This is a genomic window from Cognatilysobacter bugurensis (genome assembly GCF_014652095.1).
Taxonomy (GTDB): domain Bacteria; phylum Pseudomonadota; class Gammaproteobacteria; order Xanthomonadales; family Xanthomonadaceae; genus Cognatilysobacter; species Cognatilysobacter bugurensis.
Window position 1 is genome coordinate 305,164 of the sequence record NZ_BMYD01000004.1, and the last position, 21,583, is coordinate 326,746.

At 65.3% G+C, this 21,583-nt stretch carries 16 protein-coding genes; 7 read left to right on the top strand and 9 right to left on the bottom strand.

Annotated features, from left to right (window positions below; all coding sequences use genetic code 11):
- Positions 1 to 1,148: 1,148 nt before the first annotated feature.
- A complete protein-coding gene (locus tag IE075_RS12840) occupies positions 1,149 to 2,018 on the bottom strand; it encodes a hypothetical protein (RefSeq protein ID WP_189457191.1) in 870 nt (289 codons plus the stop codon).
- 533 nt (positions 2,019 to 2,551) lie between these two features.
- Here IE075_RS12840 and IE075_RS12845 point away from each other — a divergent pair.
- From IE075_RS12845 to IE075_RS12855, 3 genes are all read left to right on the top strand, one after another.
- A complete protein-coding gene (locus IE075_RS12845) occupies positions 2,552 to 4,045 on the top strand; it encodes a S8 family peptidase (protein WP_229792516.1) in 1,494 nt (497 codons plus the stop codon).
- A gap of 492 nt (positions 4,046 to 4,537) precedes the next feature.
- On the top strand, positions 4,538 to 5,368 hold the full coding sequence (locus IE075_RS12850) for a hypothetical protein (protein ID WP_189457196.1): 831 nt from the start codon (positions 4,538 to 4,540) through the stop codon (positions 5,366 to 5,368).
- 357 nt (positions 5,369 to 5,725) lie between these two features.
- Positions 5,726 to 8,194, top strand: a complete 2,469-nt coding sequence (locus tag IE075_RS12855) for a CehA/McbA family metallohydrolase (protein WP_229792517.1) — start codon at positions 5,726 to 5,728, stop codon at positions 8,192 to 8,194.
- A gap of 281 nt (positions 8,195 to 8,475) precedes the next feature.
- On the opposite strand, the gene IE075_RS12860 is transcribed toward IE075_RS12855, so the two are convergent.
- Genes IE075_RS12860 through IE075_RS12870 form a run of 3 tightly spaced genes read right to left on the bottom strand, consistent with a single transcriptional unit; the run spans position 8,476 to position 11,045 of the window.
- On the bottom strand, positions 8,476 to 9,756 hold the full coding sequence (locus tag IE075_RS12860; RefSeq protein WP_189457200.1) for a sensor histidine kinase: 1,281 nt from the start codon (positions 9,754 to 9,756) through the stop codon (positions 8,476 to 8,478).
- 7 nt (positions 9,757 to 9,763) lie between these two features.
- Positions 9,764 to 10,513 carry a response regulator gene (locus tag IE075_RS12865; RefSeq protein ID WP_229792518.1) on the bottom strand — a complete coding sequence of 250 codons (750 nt, stop codon included), beginning with the start codon at positions 10,511 to 10,513 and terminating at the stop codon, positions 9,764 to 9,766.
- Between the two features lie 37 nt (positions 10,514 to 10,550).
- On the bottom strand, positions 10,551 to 11,045 hold the full coding sequence (locus IE075_RS12870) for a Spy/CpxP family protein refolding chaperone (protein ID WP_189457203.1): 495 nt from the start codon (positions 11,043 to 11,045) through the stop codon (positions 10,551 to 10,553).
- Positions 11,046 to 11,554: 509 nt separating this feature from the next.
- On the opposite strand from IE075_RS12870, the gene IE075_RS12875 reads away from it, so the two are divergent.
- Both IE075_RS12875 and IE075_RS12880 read left to right on the top strand, forming a co-directional pair.
- On the top strand, positions 11,555 to 12,970 hold the full coding sequence (locus IE075_RS12875; RefSeq protein WP_189457205.1) for an amidohydrolase family protein: 1,416 nt from the start codon (positions 11,555 to 11,557) through the stop codon (positions 12,968 to 12,970).
- 421 nt (positions 12,971 to 13,391) lie between these two features.
- Positions 13,392 to 14,345 carry a glutaminase gene (locus IE075_RS12880; RefSeq protein ID WP_189457207.1) on the top strand — a complete coding sequence of 318 codons (954 nt, stop codon included), beginning with the start codon at positions 13,392 to 13,394 and terminating at the stop codon, positions 14,343 to 14,345.
- A gap of 694 nt (positions 14,346 to 15,039) precedes the next feature.
- On the opposite strand, the gene IE075_RS12885 is transcribed toward IE075_RS12880, so the two are convergent.
- On the bottom strand, positions 15,040 to 16,047 hold the full coding sequence (locus IE075_RS12885; RefSeq protein ID WP_189457209.1) for a zinc-dependent alcohol dehydrogenase family protein: 1,008 nt from the start codon (positions 16,045 to 16,047) through the stop codon (positions 15,040 to 15,042).
- Positions 16,048 to 16,785: 738 nt separating this feature from the next.
- Between IE075_RS12885 and IE075_RS12890 the strand changes: the two genes are divergently transcribed.
- Complete coding sequence (locus IE075_RS12890) at positions 16,786 to 17,886, top strand: GGDEF domain-containing protein (RefSeq protein ID WP_189457212.1); 1,101 nt, start codon at positions 16,786 to 16,788, stop codon at positions 17,884 to 17,886.
- A gap of 88 nt (positions 17,887 to 17,974) precedes the next feature.
- Here IE075_RS12890 and IE075_RS12895 read toward each other — a convergent pair whose 3' ends face one another.
- From IE075_RS12895 to IE075_RS12910, 4 genes are all read right to left on the bottom strand, one after another.
- Positions 17,975 to 19,699, bottom strand: coding sequence for a hybrid sensor histidine kinase/response regulator (locus IE075_RS12895; RefSeq protein WP_189457213.1), 1,725 nt, complete (start codon positions 19,697 to 19,699; stop codon positions 17,975 to 17,977).
- A gap of 42 nt (positions 19,700 to 19,741) precedes the next feature.
- Positions 19,742 to 19,930 (bottom strand): hypothetical protein, encoded by a 189-nt coding sequence (locus IE075_RS12900; protein ID WP_189457215.1) that lies wholly within the window; start codon positions 19,928 to 19,930, stop codon positions 19,742 to 19,744.
- A 5-nt stretch (positions 19,931 to 19,935) separates the two neighbouring features.
- Positions 19,936 to 20,364 (bottom strand): hypothetical protein, encoded by a 429-nt coding sequence (locus tag IE075_RS12905; protein WP_189457217.1) that lies wholly within the window; start codon positions 20,362 to 20,364, stop codon positions 19,936 to 19,938.
- A 284-nt stretch (positions 20,365 to 20,648) separates the two neighbouring features.
- On the bottom strand, positions 20,649 to 21,035 hold the full coding sequence (locus tag IE075_RS12910; RefSeq protein ID WP_189457218.1) for a hypothetical protein: 387 nt from the start codon (positions 21,033 to 21,035) through the stop codon (positions 20,649 to 20,651).
- A 438-nt stretch (positions 21,036 to 21,473) separates the two neighbouring features.
- Between IE075_RS12910 and IE075_RS12915 the strand changes: the two genes are divergently transcribed.
- Positions 21,474 to 21,583 (top strand): flagellin N-terminal helical domain-containing protein (locus IE075_RS12915; protein ID WP_484484283.1); only part of this gene is annotated, 110 nt, incomplete at its 3' end.

Here is a 21,583-nt window from a genome sequence, read left to right on the forward strand (position 1 = left end):
CAGCAGTGCTGGCTTGACGCTGTATACAGCCCGGGCGCCTCAGCCGCTACTGGCGCCCTCTGGGCAGTCGATTGCGTCATGAACACACTTAATGACGCACTGCAGCACAGGCATCTCCATCGCCCGAATCACGCTCTGGATGCTGGCCGGTTCCGTCGAACCGGCCGCTTTGGATAACGCGCATTGCCATTGCCGGCTGCTTCGCAGCGTGAGAAGGCATGCGATAGCGCGACTGCACGACGGGGCATCGTGGAATCGGCCCTCGGTCCGGCACGCTAATAGACACCTGATATCTGCTTTGGTCGCGCAACGGCGGCTAGGCTGTGGTCTGCTCTGCGATCTCAGGCGCGCCCTCGACCTCGATCCGAGATACCGCAGGGTGCTCTCGAGCTTGGTATGCCCGGCACGATCTGGACGGCGCGCACGTTCGTGGTGCGTCGGTAGATCAGCAAGGCCTTGGTCCGACGCATGCTGTGCGTCTCATGCGCGTGGCGGTCCAGCCCGATACTGGTCACCCACCCTGAGGCGATAGGCGCGTACGAGTGGGTCGACAGATGGCCCGCACCGCGAGACCGCCGTGGACACAGGTAGCAGCCAGATTTGAGCTGAGCCTGGCGCCACTCGGCGATTGAAACTCTCGTCAGCTCAGTCAGCTCGAATTGGACGGGCCTGCCGGTCTTTCCTCTGCCGCACGATTGCGCGCTTGGCGATCGCTATGCCATGGGACGTGTCCCTGCGCCGCAGGCTGACGAGGTGGCAGCCCCGTAGCTTTGAATCAATCGCTAGGTTGAACACCCCAATCACGGGCGCTCTCGTCTAGTTGTCGGCAGCCCCGGATGGACCATGTGCCTCTGATTCTGAGCGGCACCTTTGACCCACCCGCTCCGCACTCCGCGACGCTTGTCGAGACGGCATGGGAGTCTCCTAGATAGGAGACCCCACAGCGTTCGTCAGCGGGGACGGTCAACAGGCTCGGCTATGGGCCACGAGCGCGGCGCGCGCGCTGGCCCGCACCAGCGCCGTGACCGAGCACGAAAACGTCTTCATGGGCGCCTCCTGCCCTAACGGCAGTCGCGGCGGCACCGATACGGCGCCGACGGTTGCACGCCGGGCGTGCCACCGCTGCGTCCGTGTCGATGCGCAGGCCGCTAGTAGCCGCGCACGACCGTCACGTTGACCGCCTTCCTGACCACATGGCGGTCGCCAAAGTCGGGGTCGTACATATTGGCGTCGTAGATGAGGCGGGCCGGTCCGGTCACGAACGATCGGCAGTTCTCCGGGTAGATGACCCTTTCGATTCGGTTCGGCGTGCCGTCGCAGTCCAGCTCGTAGTCCTCGCGCTCTTCCATTCGACCAAAAATCTTCTTTCCTGACGCAGTTGTCTGCTTTGCGCGGGTGTGGATGCCGATACTGCTGTCTTTCGAACACGTATAGGTGCCGGTGACCGTGATCCAGCCACCGATGCTGAGCACGGCGCGCTTGTCCCACACGAACTTCGAGGTGATCACCGGCGGGGGCGGCGGGTTGCTGATCACCACCTCGCCGTAGCTTCCGGCCGATGCGCCCTTGCACGCGTGCTTGAACCTCAGGTGCAGCCGCTCGACGTAATTGACCGGTCCGAGCTTGGCCTCCAGCACTTCGAAGGCACCGACGCTGCTCGCGCATTCGTTGCCTTCCATGGAGAACGAAATGCCGGGTTTTCCCGTGTTTTCCCAATAGCCCACGGCGCCGGTGTACAGGCCGGGCACAAGTTTCCTGCCGTCTCGCGCGCGCACCCACAGCGTGTAGTCAAGGTCCCCTGAGTACGCCACCACGGCCGCGCCCTCACCACCATGGTGCGTGACGCGCGAGCCGTAGGCGTCGTTCTTGATGACGCGGCTCGTGCCCTGACCCACTGGGTCGCCCGGCTTGGACACGTACGAGAACTTGCTCGACTGCGCCGAAGCATCCCCCGCTGCGGCGGCGCCGAGTGAAACCGCGAATAACAGCGCAAACATGGGTTTCTTATCCACGGCCATGGGGTGCTCCGATGGGACAGGCGGAAGGTGCCCGCGTCGAATCTACCGCCGCGTCGTGCGACTGCGCGTTGAAAATCCCTACGGTCGAGTGTTTCTTTTTTGGATGGATCGACTTCAGAGAAGTCGACCTTTTCATGCGTCCTTGTGACCGAACAGCTTCGACTGCATCGCTCTCCGCGCGCAGCCGCGCGGTTGCCGGTGCGCGCGTACTGATCACGTTGCCCATGAATACCGACTTCAGATGAGCTCTGCGTGGTCATTGATCAGGTCCGCTACTGGCCGGACGCGGACGCCAACGTGTCAATACGCTTGCGACCGATCAGCCGGAACTGGAACTTCAAAGCAGGCGTCAGCGCATCCGCGACGGTCGACCCGCAGAAGCAACGATGCCCGAGCGTCGAACAAGGCGTGCGCGCTGCATCGCGACCAACGAAACGTCCGACCAGCGGGCGCGCTCGCGGCAGGTCTATCGACTAGCATCCGCTTTGGAATGCGATGAGGGGAGCTGCATGGGGCGCATGATTCTGTTGTTGATGATCCTGCTGCTCGGGGCGCTCGATGCCCATGCGGCACGGGTCTCGAGCGAGGTCGAAAGAACGATGCAGACACGTGGCACGGCGCGTGTGCTGGTCAGTCTGTCGGCCGCCGGCCAGCCTCTTCTCGCGAGCCGCAACGCGTTGCTCCGGTCCAATGCGATCCAGACTGCCGTCACACGAACGGAGCGAGGCCTCCAGCCGGGCACCTATCGGATGCGTCGCAAGTTCGCGTTGGTGGGCGCCTTCGCAGTCGACATCGACAGCCGCGCCCTTGCGCGGCTTCGGCGCAATCCTGACGTCGCCGCGATCGACGTCGACCTGGCGGGCGGCGGTCACGCGGTGGCGCCGGACGAGTCATCCGACCTCAACGCGGTCTCTCCTTTGTTGCCTCTGGGTCTGGACGGGGCCGGCATGAAGGTTGCCGTGGTCGACACCGGGGTCGACCTCGACCATCCCGATCTGCAGGCCCGCGTCGTCGGCGAACAGTGTTTCTGCACGAAGCTCTCCGGCGGCGGCTGCTGCCCAAACGGGGCAGCGACACAGACGGGCGCGGGTTCGGCCCAGGACGACCACAGCCACGGCACTCATGTCGCCGGCATCATCGTCGGCGAGGGCGTCGTAGCGCCACGCGGCGCACTGCCCCGTGCGTCGCTCGTGGCCGTGAAGGTGATGGATTCGAAAAATGCCTTCTGCTGCATTTCCGACGTGATCGCCGCGCTCGACTGGCTCGCCGTGCATCACCCGGACGTGGACGCGGTGAACATGAGTCTCGGCACGATCAGCACGCTGTATCCGGGCGACTGCGATGCCGCAAGCGCCACGACCCAGGCGATGGCACAGGCCGTCGGCGCGCTCATCAACCGAGGCGCGGTGGTGACCGCGTCGGCTGGCAATCAATCGAATGCCGGGGCGATGGCGATGCCCGCCTGCATCCGCGACGTATTCAGCGCCGGGGCGACCTGGGATTTCACCGGCGGTCCCCGCTCGGTGTTCAACTGCTCCGAGACCTCGACCGCGCCGCGCCAACCGGCGTGCTTCAGCAACCGCAGCACCACCACTGATCTCTACGCCGCGGGAGCGTATGTCACCTCCGCCGCAAACGGAGGCGGCACGCTGACTTGGCCTGGCACGTCGTTCGCGGCCCCCATGATGGCCGCCTGTGCGGTCGCACTGAAGCAGGCCGCGCCGGTGGCGGGGCCTGCCGAACGGATGGACGCGATGCGCCTGTCGCCGACCCGTGTGACGGATGCGGTGAGCGGGCGGCAGTATCCGTTCCTGGACTGCATCGACGCCGTGCGTCTTCTCAACCCGGCGATCTTCGGGCCGTTCGAAGCGCAGTGCTCTGGTGCCCCCGTGCCGCCTGCTGACTGGTCCGGGTCATCGGCAGGTGCGCCTTCGATGCAAGCGAGTCCCGTCCAGACACCGCGGACTGCCCGATCCGCTTGGCGCGGCGGGATGCGGCCGTCAGACACCAGGCTGCGCCGGCACTAAGCGGGATGACGTTTGATCATCGCGGGCTGTCAGCCGCGAGGGCTGTCGGTGGGGCGGAGCCGGGCGGGAGCATTCGCCCATCAACGGGTCGTGACGAGGCAAGTCCAGACCCAAATGCTCTATAGCGGCGCATACGCGAAGTCGAGCCACACGACGTCGACGGGCCGCAGTGCCCGCTTCGCGGCGGAAGCGGACACGGGCAGCGGAGTGATGGAGGTCGGTGGGTACTTGGGGCAAGCCGGACCGGTATGCGCAGAGTCCTCGATCTCGGCCGTGCACGAAAGGATCGGGGCATCGCAGGCCGGGCCCCGAGGCGCTGTCCGTGAAGGTGCCGGTCCGTCAGTTGACGCCCCCTTTAGGTGGGAAGCCGACATCACCAAGTCAGCGCCAGCGCGTTGGTCAGGCCGACGTGGTACGCCGACGCAGTAGGACCCGCGCAAGCAGCTAGACCACAATGGAGGCGCCCACGCTGCCGCTTGCAAAGGATTGCCAATGAACGTCCCGGACGGACTCGCATTGACCCGCTGCCCGATCGCCGCGCTGCTTGTCGCCGTTGCCCTCTCGGCATGTGCAGTCGCCGAAGAACCGCCCATCGCGGAGCACGGTGAGCCCGCCGCCGCGCGACTGGATCTGCCTCCCCTGCATCTGGTGCGGACCATCGAACAGCGGGTAGCCGGGCAGAACCCGATGCAGGAGAGCTATCGGCAGACGGAAGCGCGCTGTCGCGAAGCAGGCTGGCCTGTTCGCCCGCTTACATCCGCGCAGATGTCGAAGCTGGGAACGCAGAAGCTTGAGCTGATGCTCGACGCAGACCATCGGCTGGCACGAACCACGCGCTGGGAATGGGTGCCCCAGGACAGTGTCCTCGAGCACCTGTGCCTGTTTCGATTCGTCGAAAACGTCGACGAGGCCTACATGGATCGGCGCATCTCGGGCGGCACCAGTGACGGCATGTGGCAGGAAGGACCCACGGCCCCGGAGGATCTGGATGTGATCGCGATCGAGGACGACCGGGCGTCTGAGAGCCTGCGGATTGCGGCCCAGACGGGCTGGACCGAAGCCGGGGTGCGTAAAGCGGCTGGCCAGGCCTGCCGCGTAATGAAGTCGGCCACGGTCGAGGTCTGCATGTGGACGGCTGGGCGGGCCTGGGGCATGGACGAGCTGCCAGTCCTGATGTCGCAGACGATGGCGGCGGACCCGGCGCCGGGCGGCCTGACCCTCGAGCAGGTCCCATTGAATGGGACCGGGGAGCGGGTGAGTACAGAGCTCTTCACCGTAGGCAAGCCGCTTTCAAGCGAACTGCTGCGGCCTACCCAGCGGTAGCGGCGCTATGGCTCGGGGTTTTCGGGTCGAGTTCGATTTCGACATTGCCCAGGCACGGCTCAACTCAGGTCGTTGGTCCGTAGCACCGCTGCGCGTACCGATCGGATTGATCGCATATGCCGGCTGGCACTGATCGTTCCTGTGCAAGCGACCACGCCCGCTATCGGGCACCAGCGGGCATTGGCTGTGACATGTGTCCGCACGTGGCGGGATGGCGCGAGCGCGCCAACGTGAGCAGCCTGCTCAACAGGCTGCGTGTACGCTGGCTACTGGCACGGCGCCCTGATCCGTGTCCTGTCAGCCTGGGGAAATTGCATGACTTTGCGATTGTTAACCTGCTGTGCCGTCGCAATAGGCGTGGCGGGCGTGCTGTCACCCACCCCTGCTTGCGCACAGTGGACCAATCGCTACGCGAAGCTGTCGGATTTCGGTCACCACGTCTATTTCGAGCAGCACGAGCTGCCGATCCTGGCCAACGGGCCCACTGATCCCGCTCCGGCACCTGACGGCAAGACCCTGGCCTTCGCGGCGAAGGGCTGGATCTGGCGTTTGAACCTGGAATCCGGGGTGGCCACTCGCCTCACCGATAGCAGCGGCGTGGACTCGCGCCCGCGCTGGTCACCGAATGGCGATCGCCTGGCGATGGTGCGCGATGACGGCAAGGACACCTCGGTCGTCATCCTGTCCACCGCGACCGGGCGCGAGCAGGTCATCAATACGCCGTCCATCGAGCTGGACCCGGAGTTCTCGGCCGACGGTGACTACCTCTATTACAGCTCCGGCCGCGACGGCGTACTGAGCCTCTGGCGGCGCCACCTGTCGTCCGGCGTGGACGAGCAGCTGACTGATTTGCCACAGGTCGAGCGCAACGCCCGTCGGATGCCCGGCGGGCTCATCTACCTGCACGGCAACCGCGAAAGCCGCGTGCTGCGCATGCGCGAGTTCGTCACCGGGACCGATCGGGTCATCCACGCTGAAACCCAGACCTATCACCTCACTGCCGATACCCACCCGAAGCAGCGGCTGATCGTCTACAGCGCGCCGATCGACAACGACTACCACCTGTGGACGGTCGATATCGACCACCCCACGGTCAAGCATCGGTTGACCGACGGGAAATCGTTTGCACTCACCCCGGCCTTCAGCGCCGATGGCGAGCACGTGTACTTCGTGGATCTGGACGAGGCGCGCCAGTTCCGCATCAAGCGCATGCGCACGTACGGCGGCGCGGCGTCGCCAGTGGAGATCAAGCGGTGGGACTACCAGGCGTCGACCGGCACCCTGTCTCTATCGTTGACCGATGCAGCCGGCCAACCGGTCACCGCGCGGGTCGCGATCGCAGGCTCGGCGAAATCGGGCGCCGGGCATCCGGTCGCGTTTGACCGCGACGCTACCTATTTCGATTCGCAGTCCGGCCGGCACTACTTCTACGTACCGGGCCAAGCGGCATTGAACGTGCCCGTTGGCGAGTACCAGGTCACGGTCGCGCGCGGTCCGATGGTGCCGGTCGTGACTCACAAGGTCCAAGTACGTGCAGGCAAGGTCGCGACCGTAGCCGCGACCCTGGCGCCGTTGTGGGATGCCAGCTCGGCGGGCTACGTCTCGGCTGACCACCACATCCACCTCAACGGGGATGGGCACCATCGCGCGACTCATCAAGACGCGCTGCGCCTGCTGGCAGGCGAAGACCTGAAGCAGGTGTCGCCAATGTCCTGGGATCGCTGGGAGCGCCGTATCGACGCGCCGCTGATCGGGGTTGAAACCACCGAGGCCGGACGCGTGGTGGATCAGGGCCAGGAGGTCCGTTCGCACTTCCACGGCCATGTCAGCCTGCTGGGCACCGAACGGCCGTTCGCGCCGTGGTTCTTCGGCCCGGATAACCCGACGCTGGGCAATCCGGACCTCAGCAACGGCGACGTGATCGCGTTCGCACGGTCCAACGATGCGTTCGTCACCTATGTCCACCCGATCGCGACGGACGTCGATCCGTTCACCCATCTCGAGGATGCGCCGATCCCGACGGAGCTGCTGTCGGATGCGGTGCTGGCCGACCGCATCGGCCTGGAAATGGTCTGCGCCTGGACCAGCCCCCTGGGCAATTCCCATCTCTGGTATCGCCTGCTCAATGTGGGCCAGCCCGTGGCGGCGATGTCCGGCACGGACATGTGGGTCGACTTCCACCGCACGCCGGCCGTCGGCACGGGCCGGACATACGTTCGGCTCGATGCTGCCAGTCCGACGGCCGATGCGGTGCGCGAGGCGGCCGCGGCCGGCCGCAGTTTCGTCACCACCGGGCCGGCCTTGCTCTTCGACCTGAGCAACGGTGCACAACCCGGCGGCGTCACGCCGGCCGGCCGCCAGTCATGGCGCGTCGAGTTGACCTCGACCGTCGCCGTGGATGTGCTTGAGATCCTGGTCAATGGCGCAGTCGTCCAGCGCCTGAGTGGCGTGGAGGCCGGCAAGAGCCGCACCTACACGGGCGAGACCACACTCCCGCAGGGCGGCTGGATCGCGGCGCGTGCATACGCATCGGCGCCCGTCGCGGACGCCTGGCCGACGATGCACGCCAGGCCCTTCGCCCACTCCTCCCCGATCTGGATCAGCCGCGTGGGCAGCACCGAAGCCCACGCCCGTGCCGCCGCAGCGAAAGACCTGATCCGCGGCATCGATTTCGCCGAGCGCCGTGCGCGTGCCAGCTACGGGGAGGTCGAGATGCCGCGCATGCAGGCGCGATTCGACCAGGCGCGGGCGAAGCTGCGGGAGATGATCCAACCGGGCTCTCCGCCGCGAGCCAGCAATGAGGCTCCGCCGCGCCAGCCGCAGTGACCGGGACTGGGCTATACCAGTGCTTCGTGGCGCGGTCGCTGGAACGTTGGTCTGAGCAGCGTCGTGGCAACGAAGTGCCGCACTGAGCACACCGAGCAACCTGATCACTGGCGCCTGTCGCGCCTGGCACCGCTCGATCGGACCATGGCCGCTTTAGGCGAGGAGTGGACATCTACAATCAGGGTCACCAAGAGCATGTCTGCACGGCTCAACGGACGCAAAGCAAAACACGAACCCGTTCAGGGGGCGAATCGCCATGATGAGACCAGTGGCAGTGAATGCTAGCGATCGGCCGCCGGAAGGCCCGGTAACCAGACCGCGAAGCAACTGCCGCCACCTAAGCGAGGATGGCATGCAACTCGGCCACCGTGTAGGTTCGCAATCTGCTGCACGAGGCTGAGGCCTAGGCCGACTCCGCCGTCGGTCTCGCTGGTGCCCGGCGCGCGGTAGAACGGCTCGAAGACGCGCGCACACTGGTCCGGTGCAAGCCCGGGTCCGCGGTCGCAAACCTCGATTCGCAGTCCGGCGCCCTCGGCCTGCAAGATGACTTCCACCGCGCTGCCGCGTCCGTGACGGTGTGCGTTTTCCACGAGGTTGCGCAGCAAACGCATGAGCAGACGTGGATCGCCGTGGATATCGTTGGCGTGGCTTCTGACCGTCACTGCCGCACCGTCCGCTATCGCGCGCACCAGCGACGCAAGATCAACGCGCTCGCAATGCAATGCCGCACCTCCGACCGCATCCAGTCGGCTCGAAAGCAGTACTTCATCGACAAGCGCGTCGAGCTCGCGGATGTTACGTGCGATCTCTGCGCGTAGTGACGGCGAAGTGTCTGTCGGCAGCAGCTCAATGGCTATGCGGATCCGCGCGAGCGGTGAGCGCAGCTCGTGCGAAGCATTCGCCAAAAGTGACTTCTGCGCACGCATGAGTGTCTCAATGCGCTGCGCTGCGTCGTTGAAGCTGCGCGCCAGTGCCGCGATCTCGTCCCTGCCGTCCACTGCGACCCGGGGCAGCTGGTCGGTCCCGCCCCAGGCGTCGACATCGCGCTGTAACCGCTCAAGGCGGCGCGTGAGCCCGCGCACTAGCGGATAACATCCAATGCCGGCCAAGAGTGCGACGACGGCAAAGAATGCGGCGGTTCCGCCGGGACCAGGCACCAGCCTGGCGTCGGGGCGTGGGCGCATCACCAGCACGCGACCCCCGGCCAAGCCAAGCAAGTAGGCGCCCTCCTCAGGGATGCGTGGCGCATGTTCCACAACACCTTGTGTCACGCCAGGGCCGGATATCGCTTGCAGACGCCCATCCGGACCGAAAAGTGCGAGGTTCGCACCAGTGCGCGACGCCCATGCGTCCAGCCTCGCCTGCCGCGTGCGCTCGCTCAGGTCGGCGCTCAACTGATGGTCGAGACCACTACGGAAGTCGGCGAGCGCGCGTCCGAACGTGCGCGGGTCCGTGTGCAGATGCCACCAGATCATGCCGACCGCGATCAGCGTGCCTAGAATCGCAAGCACGACGAGGTAGATCCGCAGATACAGGCGGCGTGGCGTGCGGACCGGCGTCATCGTTCGTCTATCCATCAATAGACTCGATCGCTCCAGGTCGCCGGAAGCAATAACCGACCCCGCGCACCGTGGCGATGTAGCGCGGTTTCCGCGGATCATCGCCGAGCGCAGCGCGCAGGCGGCCGATCTGCACGTCGATCGACCGATCGCTTGCGTCAAGCGCCTCGCCGCAGATCACGTCCATCAGATGTTCCCGTGACAGCACACGGCCGGCGGCCTCGGCGAGTGTCATCAGAAGTTCGAACTGGCGCGAAGTCAGGTCCACCTCCGCGCCGCGGATGGCCACGCGCCGCGCATCGCGGTCCAGCCGGACATCACCAAGGATCAAGGCCGGCCGTTCCGAGACAAGCGGCGGACGACGCAGCACCGCACGCAGACGGGCCAGCAGCTCACGGGGCTCGAACGGCTTGGGCATGTAATCGTCAGCGCCGAGTTCAAGCCCAATCACCCGGTCCAAGGGGTCGCCCTTCGCGGTGAGCATTACGATGGGAATCGCCGACAACGGCTGCCCCAGAGTGCGGATGCGTCGGCAGAGGTCGAGCCCGTCGCCATCAGGCAGCATCAGGTCAAGCACGATCACAACGTAGGGCGCCCCCGATTTCAGGCGCTGCAACGCCGCCTCGCACGTCTCCGCCGCGTCGACCTGCACGCCATGCTGGTGCAGGTACGTTGCAAGCATGCCGGCGAGCCGGCGGTCATCGTCTACCAGCAGAATGCGATGTGCTTGGTATGACATTGGGTCAAAGCTTCCTTCCATGAGCCGCCCCACTATAGGCGACGGCTCACAAGCCGCATCACTGCGCAGGCGCCTGCAGCTCGGCGAGGAACCGCGCCCGCTGTTGGGGCGTCATCACCGACGCAAGCTCCACGAGCAGCTGATCGACACGTCGCGAGCGCTCTTGCGCCACATCCATCTCGGCTGCACGTATGCGCTCGAGCGCAGGACGATCGATCACGTCGGCAAGAAGGACTTGCTTGCGTGGCGCACGTGCCTCGCGTGCGCGCGCCTCGAAGCGTTCAAACTCCGGCTTAGCGCGATGGACGATTTCGATGATCTGCGCCTTCTGGCTCGCGTCGACGCGAGCCATCACATGGTGGATCAGCTCTTTGAGGTGATCGTCGGTCAGCGCGGCGTACTGGCTCTGTGGCTTCGTTGTGTGCGAAGACGTTACGCCAGGGTTCGAAGAAGCGAGCACTGCACCGCTCGCCACCGCGACGGCAAGCCCTGCAACCAGCAGTGACACGCGGTACGCACGGCGGATACGGGAAAGGCGAAGGTTGTTCGACATATGAGCTCCTTTGTCCGACAGCGCGTCCATCGCGCTGCTGGACGTTAGCCTGGGTGGGCTGCATATCGGGAGCATTGCTCTCATGTAACGTTTTGTAACAGTTAGGGGCGCATCCATCGTCTCGACTGCCTTTGTGCGCATCTGCCTGGCGACGGCAAGCGGAGCTCAGCTTGCTGGGCCGCTTTGCGGCAGTGATGCAATGCGGCCGATTGCGTGCCGAACAGCCATGTCCCTAACTGTCGCGCAGTCCCCTTTGAGTCGGAAGCGGACCTGTGCCCTGCCCTTCATTGCTTCCGCCCGGGCGCGTCGGCTTCCGGCCAGAGGCGGATTTCTGTAGCAGCCTTGCGGAGCAGGAACTGCCGGCGGTCGTGCTTGGGATAAATGCGCACGATTGATCTGTTGGAAAGATCTAGCGATGGGCAATGCCCAAGGCGCATGCAATGGATTAGCCTGCTCGCCCGGACGCGCTGCATACACGTCTATCCCTTGTGCCACCCACGGAAGGCTTCATGGCTGCTCGCTCGACCAATCTCCTTGCGCTCGCCGTCGGTGCAATCGCGTTGTTCATGGCACGGGGTGCCGTCTCGGCCACGCCGGCCGCAGACTGGGTATTCAAGGGCCGTATCTACGACGGAACCTCCGCGCCGGCGCGTCAGGCCGAAGTGGTGGTGCGTGGGGATCGCATCACCTGCGTGGACGCACCCGGACGCTGCCGTGTGCCGCGCAACGCGCGCCGCGTCGACATCGGTGACCGCACGTTAATGCCAGGCCTCATCGATCTGCATGTGCACCTGCGCGCTCCGTATGCACCGCTCTTCCGCGAGGGCGGCGTCACATCGGTGCGTGATGCGAACAACAGCTTCGCCACGCTCGACGCCGTACGCGCCACCCCGGGTGCACCACGCGTATTCGCGAGCGGCCCGATGCTGGATGGCCCGAAGTCGATCATCGTCGGCATGGCCGAGCAGGTCGGGGAGCCGGGCCGCTTCCCGATCCGCGAACAGAACCTGATGGTGGCTTCGACCCCTGCCGAGGCGACGAAGGCCGTGGACCTGCTGGTCGCCGCTGGCGCCGACCACATCAAGCTGTACGAACAGCTCGCGCCCGATGTTTACTCCGCTGCCGCAGCGCGCGCTCAACACCATCGGAAGCCGGTGATGGCGGACCTTGGCGTTCCTATCACGCGCGGCCTGGACAAGGCGCAGGTGGACGCGCTGCAGGCCGCTGCAGCAGGCACTTCAAGTATCGAACACGCCAGTGGCGTTGCACTGGCGTACCGGCGCCTCGGCGGTGATCCCGCATCGAAGAATGTGGACGGCGAGTTGCTCGAGCGCATCGTTGCGCCGCTGATCGCGGCCGACGTGGCTGTCGTGCCGACGATGATCGGCTACCACACGATGGCGATGGATGCGTACCCCACCGCCTCCGAGTTTCCGCTTGCCGCCAAGCTCGACCCGCAGGTCACTGCCTGGTGGCGCGGCATGCATAAGGGAAGCGATAAAGAGCGCGACCGCTATCGTCAGATGCTGCATCTGCATCGCGAATTCCTGCGCCGTTTCGTTGCCCGCGGTGGCCGGCTCGGCGCCGGCACCGATGCGCCCGCGCTTCCGATGCTCGTGCCCGGTGATGCCCTGCACCATGAGTTGCGATTGCTGACCGGACTCGGCCTGACACCGGTCGCGGCCCTGCATGCGGCAACGGGCGGGGCCGCGAGAATTCTCGGGACAGACGAGGTTGGCGAAATCGCACCGGGCCGTTTTGCGGACATGGTGCTCGTGGAGGGCGACCCCACCCGCACGCTTGCCGATTCGCGGCGCATCACGGCCGTATGGCAAGGCGGACGTCTCGTTCATGGCGCCGTGCCGAGCGCAAAGGCTGTCACAACGGTTTCGAAGCCAGATGCGCAGCTGGAAAGCGCACGCTGACGTGGCTGCGTATCAGTCTGTATTGGGCGACTGCCCTTAGTCGGTTATCGAGGCAACCTTCCAAGATGGGGGAAGCAGCGCCATTTCCGCGCGTCCGCTTCGGGCCGGAAGCGAACGTCGACTAACCGCCAGAAGCGGCTATCGCTCGCTCAGCGGTACCGCCTGGAATTTATTTACGCCTGTAACACCGTGCGAGCGCCCTCGAGCGGGATCGGCACGGGCGCCTACGCATGCGCGGCAGATCCGGCAGCCACGACCGCGATCGTGATGAGCGGCGCGAAGATGGCGGCATCCTGGGGCATCGTCGACCCCTGTACGTGCCTGCGGAAACAGGCATCCCCGTCGCCTTTCATTCGGCTCCACCCCAACATCGCGCCGACGCGTGCACCCTCTCCCGTGCCATTGGTCGCCAGGAACACGCATGCCCGGACCACCGCAGAATCCGCACGATTTGGACCGCCACGACCTGTCCGGCGTCCTCGCCACCATCAATGACGAAGTGCGCGAGCGCTTCGGCGAAGGCAAGGTCGCGGACTACATCCCCGCGCTCGCCGAGGTGCCGCTGGACCGTTTCGGCATGGCGCTGGTGACGCGCGAAGGCGCCGTGTTCGAGGCTGGGGATGCCCGTGAACGTTTCTCGATCCAGAGCATCTCCAAGGTGTTCACGCTGACCATGGCGATGGAGGCGGTGGGCGATGACCTGTGGAAGCGCGTGGACCGCGAGCCGTCCGGCGACCCTTTCAACTCGCTCATCCAACTGGAGCTCGAAAAGGGTATTCCGCGCAATCCGTTCATGAACGCCGGCGCGTTAGTCACGGCAGACGTGATCCTGTCGCACGTCGACGAGGCCGAGCGTACGTTGCTGGAGTTCATGCGCGCGCGCTCCGGCAATCCGGAGGTGCGCACGAGCGAAGCAATCGCGCGCTCCGAGCGCGAGAGCGGCTTCCGTAACGTGGCGGTCGCGAACTTCATCCGCAGCTACGGCAACCTGCACAACGACGTCGACGCGGTCCTCGATTTCTACTATTCGCAGTGTTCGCTGCTGATGGACTGCGTCGACGTCGCGCGCAGCGTGCAGTACCTGGCCCAACGCGGCTGGTGCGGCATCTCTGGCACGCGCGTGATCAGCGAGGAGAGCGCCACCCGTATCAATTCGCTGATGATGACCGCGGGCACCTACGACGCCGCCGGCGATTTCGCGTTCTACGTCGGGTTGCCAGCGAAGAGCGGCGTGGCTGGCGGTATCGCCGCCGTGGTGCCCAACGTGATGGGGATCTGCGTGTGGTCGCCGGGACTCGACGAGAAGGGCAACTCGCAGCTGGGACGCTACGCGCTGCACCGGTTCACACGCATGACCGGCTTGTCGGTGTTCTAGCGTCCTGGCCGACGACGCCGGCCGCGCCCATGAGCGCGGCCGGCTTTCCGGCGGCAGGCGGCAGGCGGCAGGCGGCATCGAGCGCACAGGAATCGGCGTCGACGTCGGCATCAGCTACCCCCCGGCGGGCGCGGCGGTGGACGACGCGGCACAGCCCAGCCACCGGCCACCACGTATTCGCCTCTCTCGTCGACCACTCAGACGCTGCGTCTACAGTAGGCGGCGAGCGCGAGGGGCTCGCTGCTTGACCGAGAAGCTTAGGGCCCCGGCAAGAGCGTGGGACTAGAAGTGGTGCATGTTGGCGACTATTTGATCTCGGCCGCGGCGTGGCGCGGCGCAGTTTCTTTTTGCTCTTTGCATGATGTCCGCTTCGGGTCGCGAGCGGACATCTGCCCTGCCCTGCAACCTGCGCGTCTCGGCTCGTCCGCTTCCGGCCTATTCCGTTGAAAAACTCGATGCGCGCGCATGCGCGCCGAAAAGTGAGCCACGAGAGCTCGGGTCTGAGAGGTTTATGGGTGAAATCACTTCAGAAAGCGCATCTGTCGAGGGTGTTCTAAGGTCCGCCAGAGTTTTTCAACGGAATAGGCCAGAAGCGGACTTAACGGAAGGTGGCGTCGTGCCCGGTCCCATGGATCGATCTGCGGCACCACATGCGATCACGGCAGCATCGGCGCTGCGCGGCTCACGTGCCGATTTACCATTCGACGCCGATCTTGCCGAAATGCGCGGCGCTCATTTCATACGCGAACGCGTCGGCCAATTGCTCGAGCGGAAAACGGCGATCGACCACGGGCTTGATCCCGGCGCTGTCCAGCGCCCGGATAAAATCCTGCTGGTGACTGCGGCTGCCCACGATGATGCCCTTCAGGCGCGCTTGCTTCGCCATCAACGCTGCGGTCGGCACCTCGCCGGCACCGCCGGTAAGCACGCCGATCATTGAGATGTGTCCGCCCAGGCGCACCGCCGTGATCGACTGCCCCAGTGTTCCAGGCCCGCCTACTTCGACTACGTGGTCAACGCCGCGTCCGCCCGTCCAGTCGAGCACGGCACGACCCCACTCGCGCTCTTCGCGGTAGTTCACCAGGAAGTCTGCACCGAGGTCTTTTGCGCGCTCGAGCTTCTCGCCGGAGGACGAAGTGATGGCGATCGTCGCGCCCATCAGCTTGGCGATCTGCAGCGCCCAGATCGACACGCCGCCGGTGCCGAGCAAGAGCACGGTGTCACCGGCCTTGAGTTGTCCGTCGACCACGAGCGCCCGCCAGGCGGTCAGTCCGGCGGTCGTGATCGTTGCCGCCTCCACGGCGTCGTAGCCGCGCGGCGCATGCGTGAAGGCCGTCGCGGGAAGGACGACGTGCTCCCGCGCAAAGCCGTCGATCCCGTCGCCCGGGGTGCGACTGAAGTCGCCAATCACGGGCTCGCCGGTCTGCCAGTCGGGAAAGAAGCAAGACACCACCGCATCGCCGGCGGCGAATTCGGTCACGTCCGGGCCCACGCTCTCGACTAGGCCCGCGCCGTCCGCGAGCGGGATGCGGCCGTCCGCCGTCGGCATCCAGCCGTTGACGACGGCAAGGTCGTGGTAGTTGAGCGAGCTGCCATGCAACGCCACGCGGATCTCGCCAGGCCCCGGGGCGCCAGGGTCGGCTTGTTCGGCGCGGAGCAGCCGCTCCAGTCCGCCGGGAGCACGCACGCGCATTACTTTCATTTTGGTTCCTCCGAGGCGGGTCAACTGCTTGCGACCACTGTCGGTCCAAGGAGGTTAAGCGGTGATCCACGCCAGCCCGGTGTCGATGGATGCTGGACCGGACGCGGGTGTTTGCTTCCGGGCCCGATCGCTCGCCCCGTACGGGCGCCGCCCGAGTTTGCGCGACGAACGAGACCATCGTTCTGGATTACTGCTGCGCAGACGCTGGCCCGCCTGCTGGGCGCGGTCTCCGGAAAGCTTGTGATTGGGTCTGCGGAGGGGGATGCACGAACCGGGTCAACGGCAATGTCCCCGCTTGCCGCTTCCACGATTCGCGGCGAAGTCCGCTTCGGGTCGGAAGCTGACATCTGCCTTGCCCCGCAACGTCTAAGGTTCGGTAAGTGCGCTTCCAGCCGCTAGCGAACACCGGGAGCATCCGGGCGGTCGGTCAGCTTCGCTGGAGGATCGAAACAGCCGTAGCGCCGCCAGGCAGCCACGCCGACTTCCCTCCGTCCGTATTTTTGTCCGCCGACCTTTGCTTGGCGAGTGAAGGCGGTCTGGCTACCGGCAGGAGCAGGCTCAGGCTCAAGAATGCATCGCTCAAGCCGATGACGTCTCCGAGAGCCTGACGAGCGTCGCCGGACCCGGCGCTGTCGCGTCACGGGCAGCCCTGATCGAAGCGTCGAGAACCCGGGGGTCAGCGCGGCCTCAGCGCGAGACCAAGCGCTTTGCAGGTCAAACCCAGAGTCGAGTGCGCCGATGGCATCGTCCAACTTTCTAGACTGGCTCCTGACGCGCGAGCCCGAGCGACGGCTTCGGCTGGTGAACGCGGGACTCGCGTTGATCATGATGACCCTCGCGGTCCTCGTCTTGCACATCTGGTGCTGGCTCGGCGTCGTCGACGGTGTCGGCCTGTGGCCGTGGACGATCGCTTCCATTGGTGGCCTGGCCGCAATGTTCCTCGCGAGCCGGAGCGGCTGGACCCGGCATTTGGCCGACCCGTACCTGGCCATGCCGCAACTGCTGTATGCGATCGCCTCGGGCGCCGTCGCCTACCGCATCGCCGGCACGGGACATGGGGCGTCGCTGCTGCTCGTGGCGCTGGTGCTCATGTTCGGCACCTTCGGACTTCCACGCCGTCGAGCGGGCTGGGTGGCCGCCTACACCGTCACTGTGTTCGGCATTGCGATGTATTCAGGCGCCGTAGGCCAACCTTCAATCTTCGACCCACGGGCGCAGGTGGGGTATTTCGTCGCGTTCGTCGTGTTCGTTTGTGGCTTCGTCGCAGCCAACGAGCGAATCGCCACCATCCGCCGACGCGTCCACATCCAGAAGTCTGCATTGGCCGACGCCCTTCAGCGCATCCATGCGCTGGCCACCCGTGATGAGCTGACCGGACTCCTCAACCGCCGCGCGATGGTTGAGCTTCTCGAGGCAGAACATCAGCGGGCAGAAGAAATGGATGTTCCATGGTGCATCGCCATCCTGGACGTGGACCATTTCAAGCGCATCAACGATCGGTTTGGGCATGCAGCGGGTGACGAAGCGCTGCGCACCGTGAGCGGCGTGTGCGCCGGCATGGTTCGGGGCTGCGACTCGGTCGCCCGTTGGGGCGGCGAGGAGTTTGTCGTCCTCTTGCGTGAGGTCGATGCCCAGTCGGCTCAGGCTGCGGCCGAATGGATGCGCGCTACGTTGGAAAGAACCCCGGTCCGCTTCGACGGCACGATTGTCGATCTCACGGTCTCGATCGGCGTCACCGCCTATATTCGAGACGAAGATGTCGCGAGCACGCTGGCACGCGCAGACCGTGCGCTTTACAGGGCCAAGTCAGCCGGCCGCAACCGCGTGCACGTGGGATGAGAGGCGAACGTTGGACAACGTGCTCACGGCCAGGCAGCTGCATCCCGAAAGTCCACTTCCGGCCAGAAGCCGACATGGCGCCTGCTGCTTAAGCGGTATGCCCTTCGAGAACCGATAGCAGCTTCGTAACATCCGGCGGCTTGACCATATGGTGATCGAACCCGGCGGCCTCGGAAGCCACACGGTCGTGTGGCTGCCCGTAGCCCGTGAGCGCGATGAAAGTTGCATCCCGATTCGCAGATACGTTCTTGAGCCGCTCGGCAAGTTCGAAGCCCGTCATGTCCGGCAGGCCGATGTCCAGGATGTAAGCGTCCCACTTGCCGGACGCCTCCGTTTCCAGCGCAGACGTGGCGTCGAACGCGGTTGTGACATCGTGACCGAGCAGGCATAGCAAGTCGGCGAGCGTAGCGGCGGCGTCCCGGTTGTCGTCCACCAACAGAATGCGGAGCGACCGCGAGCCGCACGCTTCGGCCACGGCTGCCGATTGCCGGTTCGCGTCCGTGGCTGCAAGCGGCAACCGCACGGTGAATGTGCTCCCGCAGCCGGTGCCGCCGCTCTCGGCCTCGACCGTGCCGCCATGCAGGCTGACGAGGCTGCGCACCAGTGCCAAGCCGATGCCCAGTCCGCCTTGGCTGCGGTCGGCGGTCCGCTCGGCCTGGGTGAAAAGCTCGAAGATGCCCGGGAGCAGTTCCGGGCTGATGCCGACGCCGTTGTCCGTCACCCGGATGACGGCCTGCCCACCTTCGGTGCCAACCTGCACCGTAATGCGCCCGCCTTGCGGCGTGTACTTGGCCGCGTTCGCCAACAGGTTCGCCACGACCTGGACCAGGCGGTTGAAGGCGCCTTCGACGACAAGATCACCGGCCGCCAGTGCGGTTCGCAGTTCGTGGCATCGTTCGCGCAGCAATGGCTGCACCTGCTCGATCGCCGCTGACGCGACCTCGTGCAGGTTAACCGCGCCGCGCTCGATCGTGACTTGGCCGCGCGTGACGCGCGATACATCCATCAGGTCATCGACCAGGCTCGTCAGGTGACTGACCTGGCGCTCGATGACCTCGGCGGAGCTGGTAACCCTCGACGGATCGTGCTGCGAGCGCTTGAGAATCTGTGCCGCAGTGGCGATCGGCGCCAGCGGATTGCGCAGCTCGTGCGCGAGCATCGCAATGAACTCGTCCTTGCGCCGGTCGGACTCGGCCAGCGCCTGCTCGACCATTCGTCGATCATGGATGTCCATAGTTGCGCCATACCAGCGGCGGGGTAACCCGTTCGACGGGTCCAGTTCGGCTTCGGCTCGGGCTAGGAACCACCGGTACTGGCCGGAGCGCCCCCGGATGCGGTGTTCAGCCTCGAACGTATCGCCGGATGCCATCGCCGCTTGGAGCCGGTCCATCAAGGCGGCCCCGTCATCCGGGTGGACCACCGCTGCGGCGAAGTCGCCGATCGTCCCCGGCGTATCGGACATCCCTGTGTAGAGCGTCCATTGCCGGTTGAAGAATTCGATCTGGCCTTGAGCATCGGTGACCCAAACGATGTGCGGCACCGCGTCCGCCATCGCGCGGAAGCGGGCCGCGCTTTCGCGAACCGCACTGTGCGCCTGAGCACGCTCAAGCTTCGAGAACACCAAGCGGGCAAATGCCTCGAGGAGCTCGACCTCGGTGCTCTCCCAGGTGCGCGAGTGCGCGCTGGTGACTGCAAAGAAATGGGTCCACGTGCCCTCGGTGAAGTAGGGCACGGTGACGAAGGCCCCGATGTTGAGCGCCGCGTAAGCGGCCGCGTCGGTTCTCGGGTCGGTCGCCGTGTCGTTGACGACCACGTTCAGATGCGCGCGGTTGTCGGCCAGGAAGCGCTCATTGAGTTACTCCGAAGTCTTGAATGTCCGCACCAGGTTCGGCTCGCCCGCGCGCGTCCAGCCATATGACGTGGTGATTGTGTCGGCATCCTCGTCGACCTCGCAGAACAGGCAGCTGTTCATCGCCAGGTGATCGCCCAGCTTGGCCCCGACGGACGTCATGATCTCGTCCAGGGAGATGTTGCTCTCGAACACGGCTGCTACTTCCGGGAGAAACATGCGATTCGCTTCGCGACGCTGCGCGTCCTTGACTCCTTAAGGTCCTTGAATAACAGGCCAACCATCCGATCCTGCTCGGGACCGACCGGGAACGCATGCACCTCAAAATCCCGGTTCATCGCACGCGAACGCTGCACGAAGCGACTTGACTTGCCGGATTCCGCTACCTGCGCATAGCGTTCAATCCAAAAACCCTCGAGATCCGGAACCAACTCGAGGGCGGAACGCCCGATGGCGTCGTGCAGACCGGTATGCAGTTCGAAAAGCGGGTTCGTATCAATAAACCGATAGTCGACGGGTCTACCAACATCGTCGTACTCGATCTGCAGTAGGCAGTAGCCCATGTCGAGTGCGCTCGTCAGGGCGCTGTATCCACGTTCTTTAGCGACGACGTCGAGGGGCACGGTCACGCTGCCTAAGGCGAAGCTCCATGGTACGGCAACGGCTCTGCCATGGCGCTTGGGCGTCAGGAAAGCCCGCACCACACCTTCTTGGAAGTTCGAACCGCCAGTGGCTGCCGGCCGGATGCGTGCGCGTTTGAAGCGGGGCAACGGTTATCGCCGAGGTCGATGCCGGTGTTGAGCCACGAATGTCCGATTTGGGTCGGAAGCAGACTTGTGCTCTGCCCTGATTCGTGCCGGTCCTCGTCGCCTATCGGCCAGAGGCCGACCACGCCACGATCTACAGGGTGAATCTATCGCCGCCTTGGCTTCGTCTCCGGCGAGGCTGCCACCGTATTGAGCACATCCTGCACGGCTGAGACCACGGCCTGGAGACGCTCGAGCTGGATGTCATGCGCTGCTCCTGGCACAGCGAGCTGCTTGCCGCGCGCAGATGCCGAAACGATACGCCGGTGCGTCTGGTGGGGCGCTTCCGCAAGTGCTGCGCACACGTCGTCGGGAACGTCGTTGTATGCGCGATCGGCACGAAGCAGCAGCAGAGGAATGTCGCCGCAGTGCTCCTGAAGATAAACGGGGCTAGAGAAAACACTCTGGCTCGCGATCAGCTCCGAACGCAAGGTCCGCCAGTAGCCTGGCTTAGCTTTATTGGCGTTGACGGACGCGGCGACTTGCGCACCCATCCAAGGTGGTGGCTCCCGCAGGCAGCGCGACGGTTGTGCCAGAAGCTTCCCGGCTTCCGATGCCTTTTCACAGGTTGACAGCAGGGCAAAGCGCTTTTCGCTCGATGCTGCACCCTCGCGCTTCCATGCCTCAGGCAGTCTCTGCTCACCCCCTGCTCGGGGGATCCACGAGCAACGAGCCGGCCACGTCCTTGGGGGGCTTCTGGTGTGCTCCAACGCGACACATCCGACAAGGTCCCGGGATGCCCAAGCATCCCCGGGTTTTTCGTTGCAGGCGGCGCAGGCGCAGCGTACCCACAACGCCCTCAAGGCTGCGCGGTCGCGGCCGTTACAAGGCATGCAAACAAGACGCCGACGCAAAACCCGCAGCCCGGCGTCCACGAACGCCGGCAAGCGCCGCATGCACACAGGCGAGCGCATTTCGCCGCAAGGAAATGATTGATGTCCGTTATCAATACCAACGTGATGTCGCTGAACTCGCAGCGCAACCTGCAGACGAACAGCTCCAGCCTCGCCACCACCATCCAGCGCCTGTCGTCGGGCCTGCG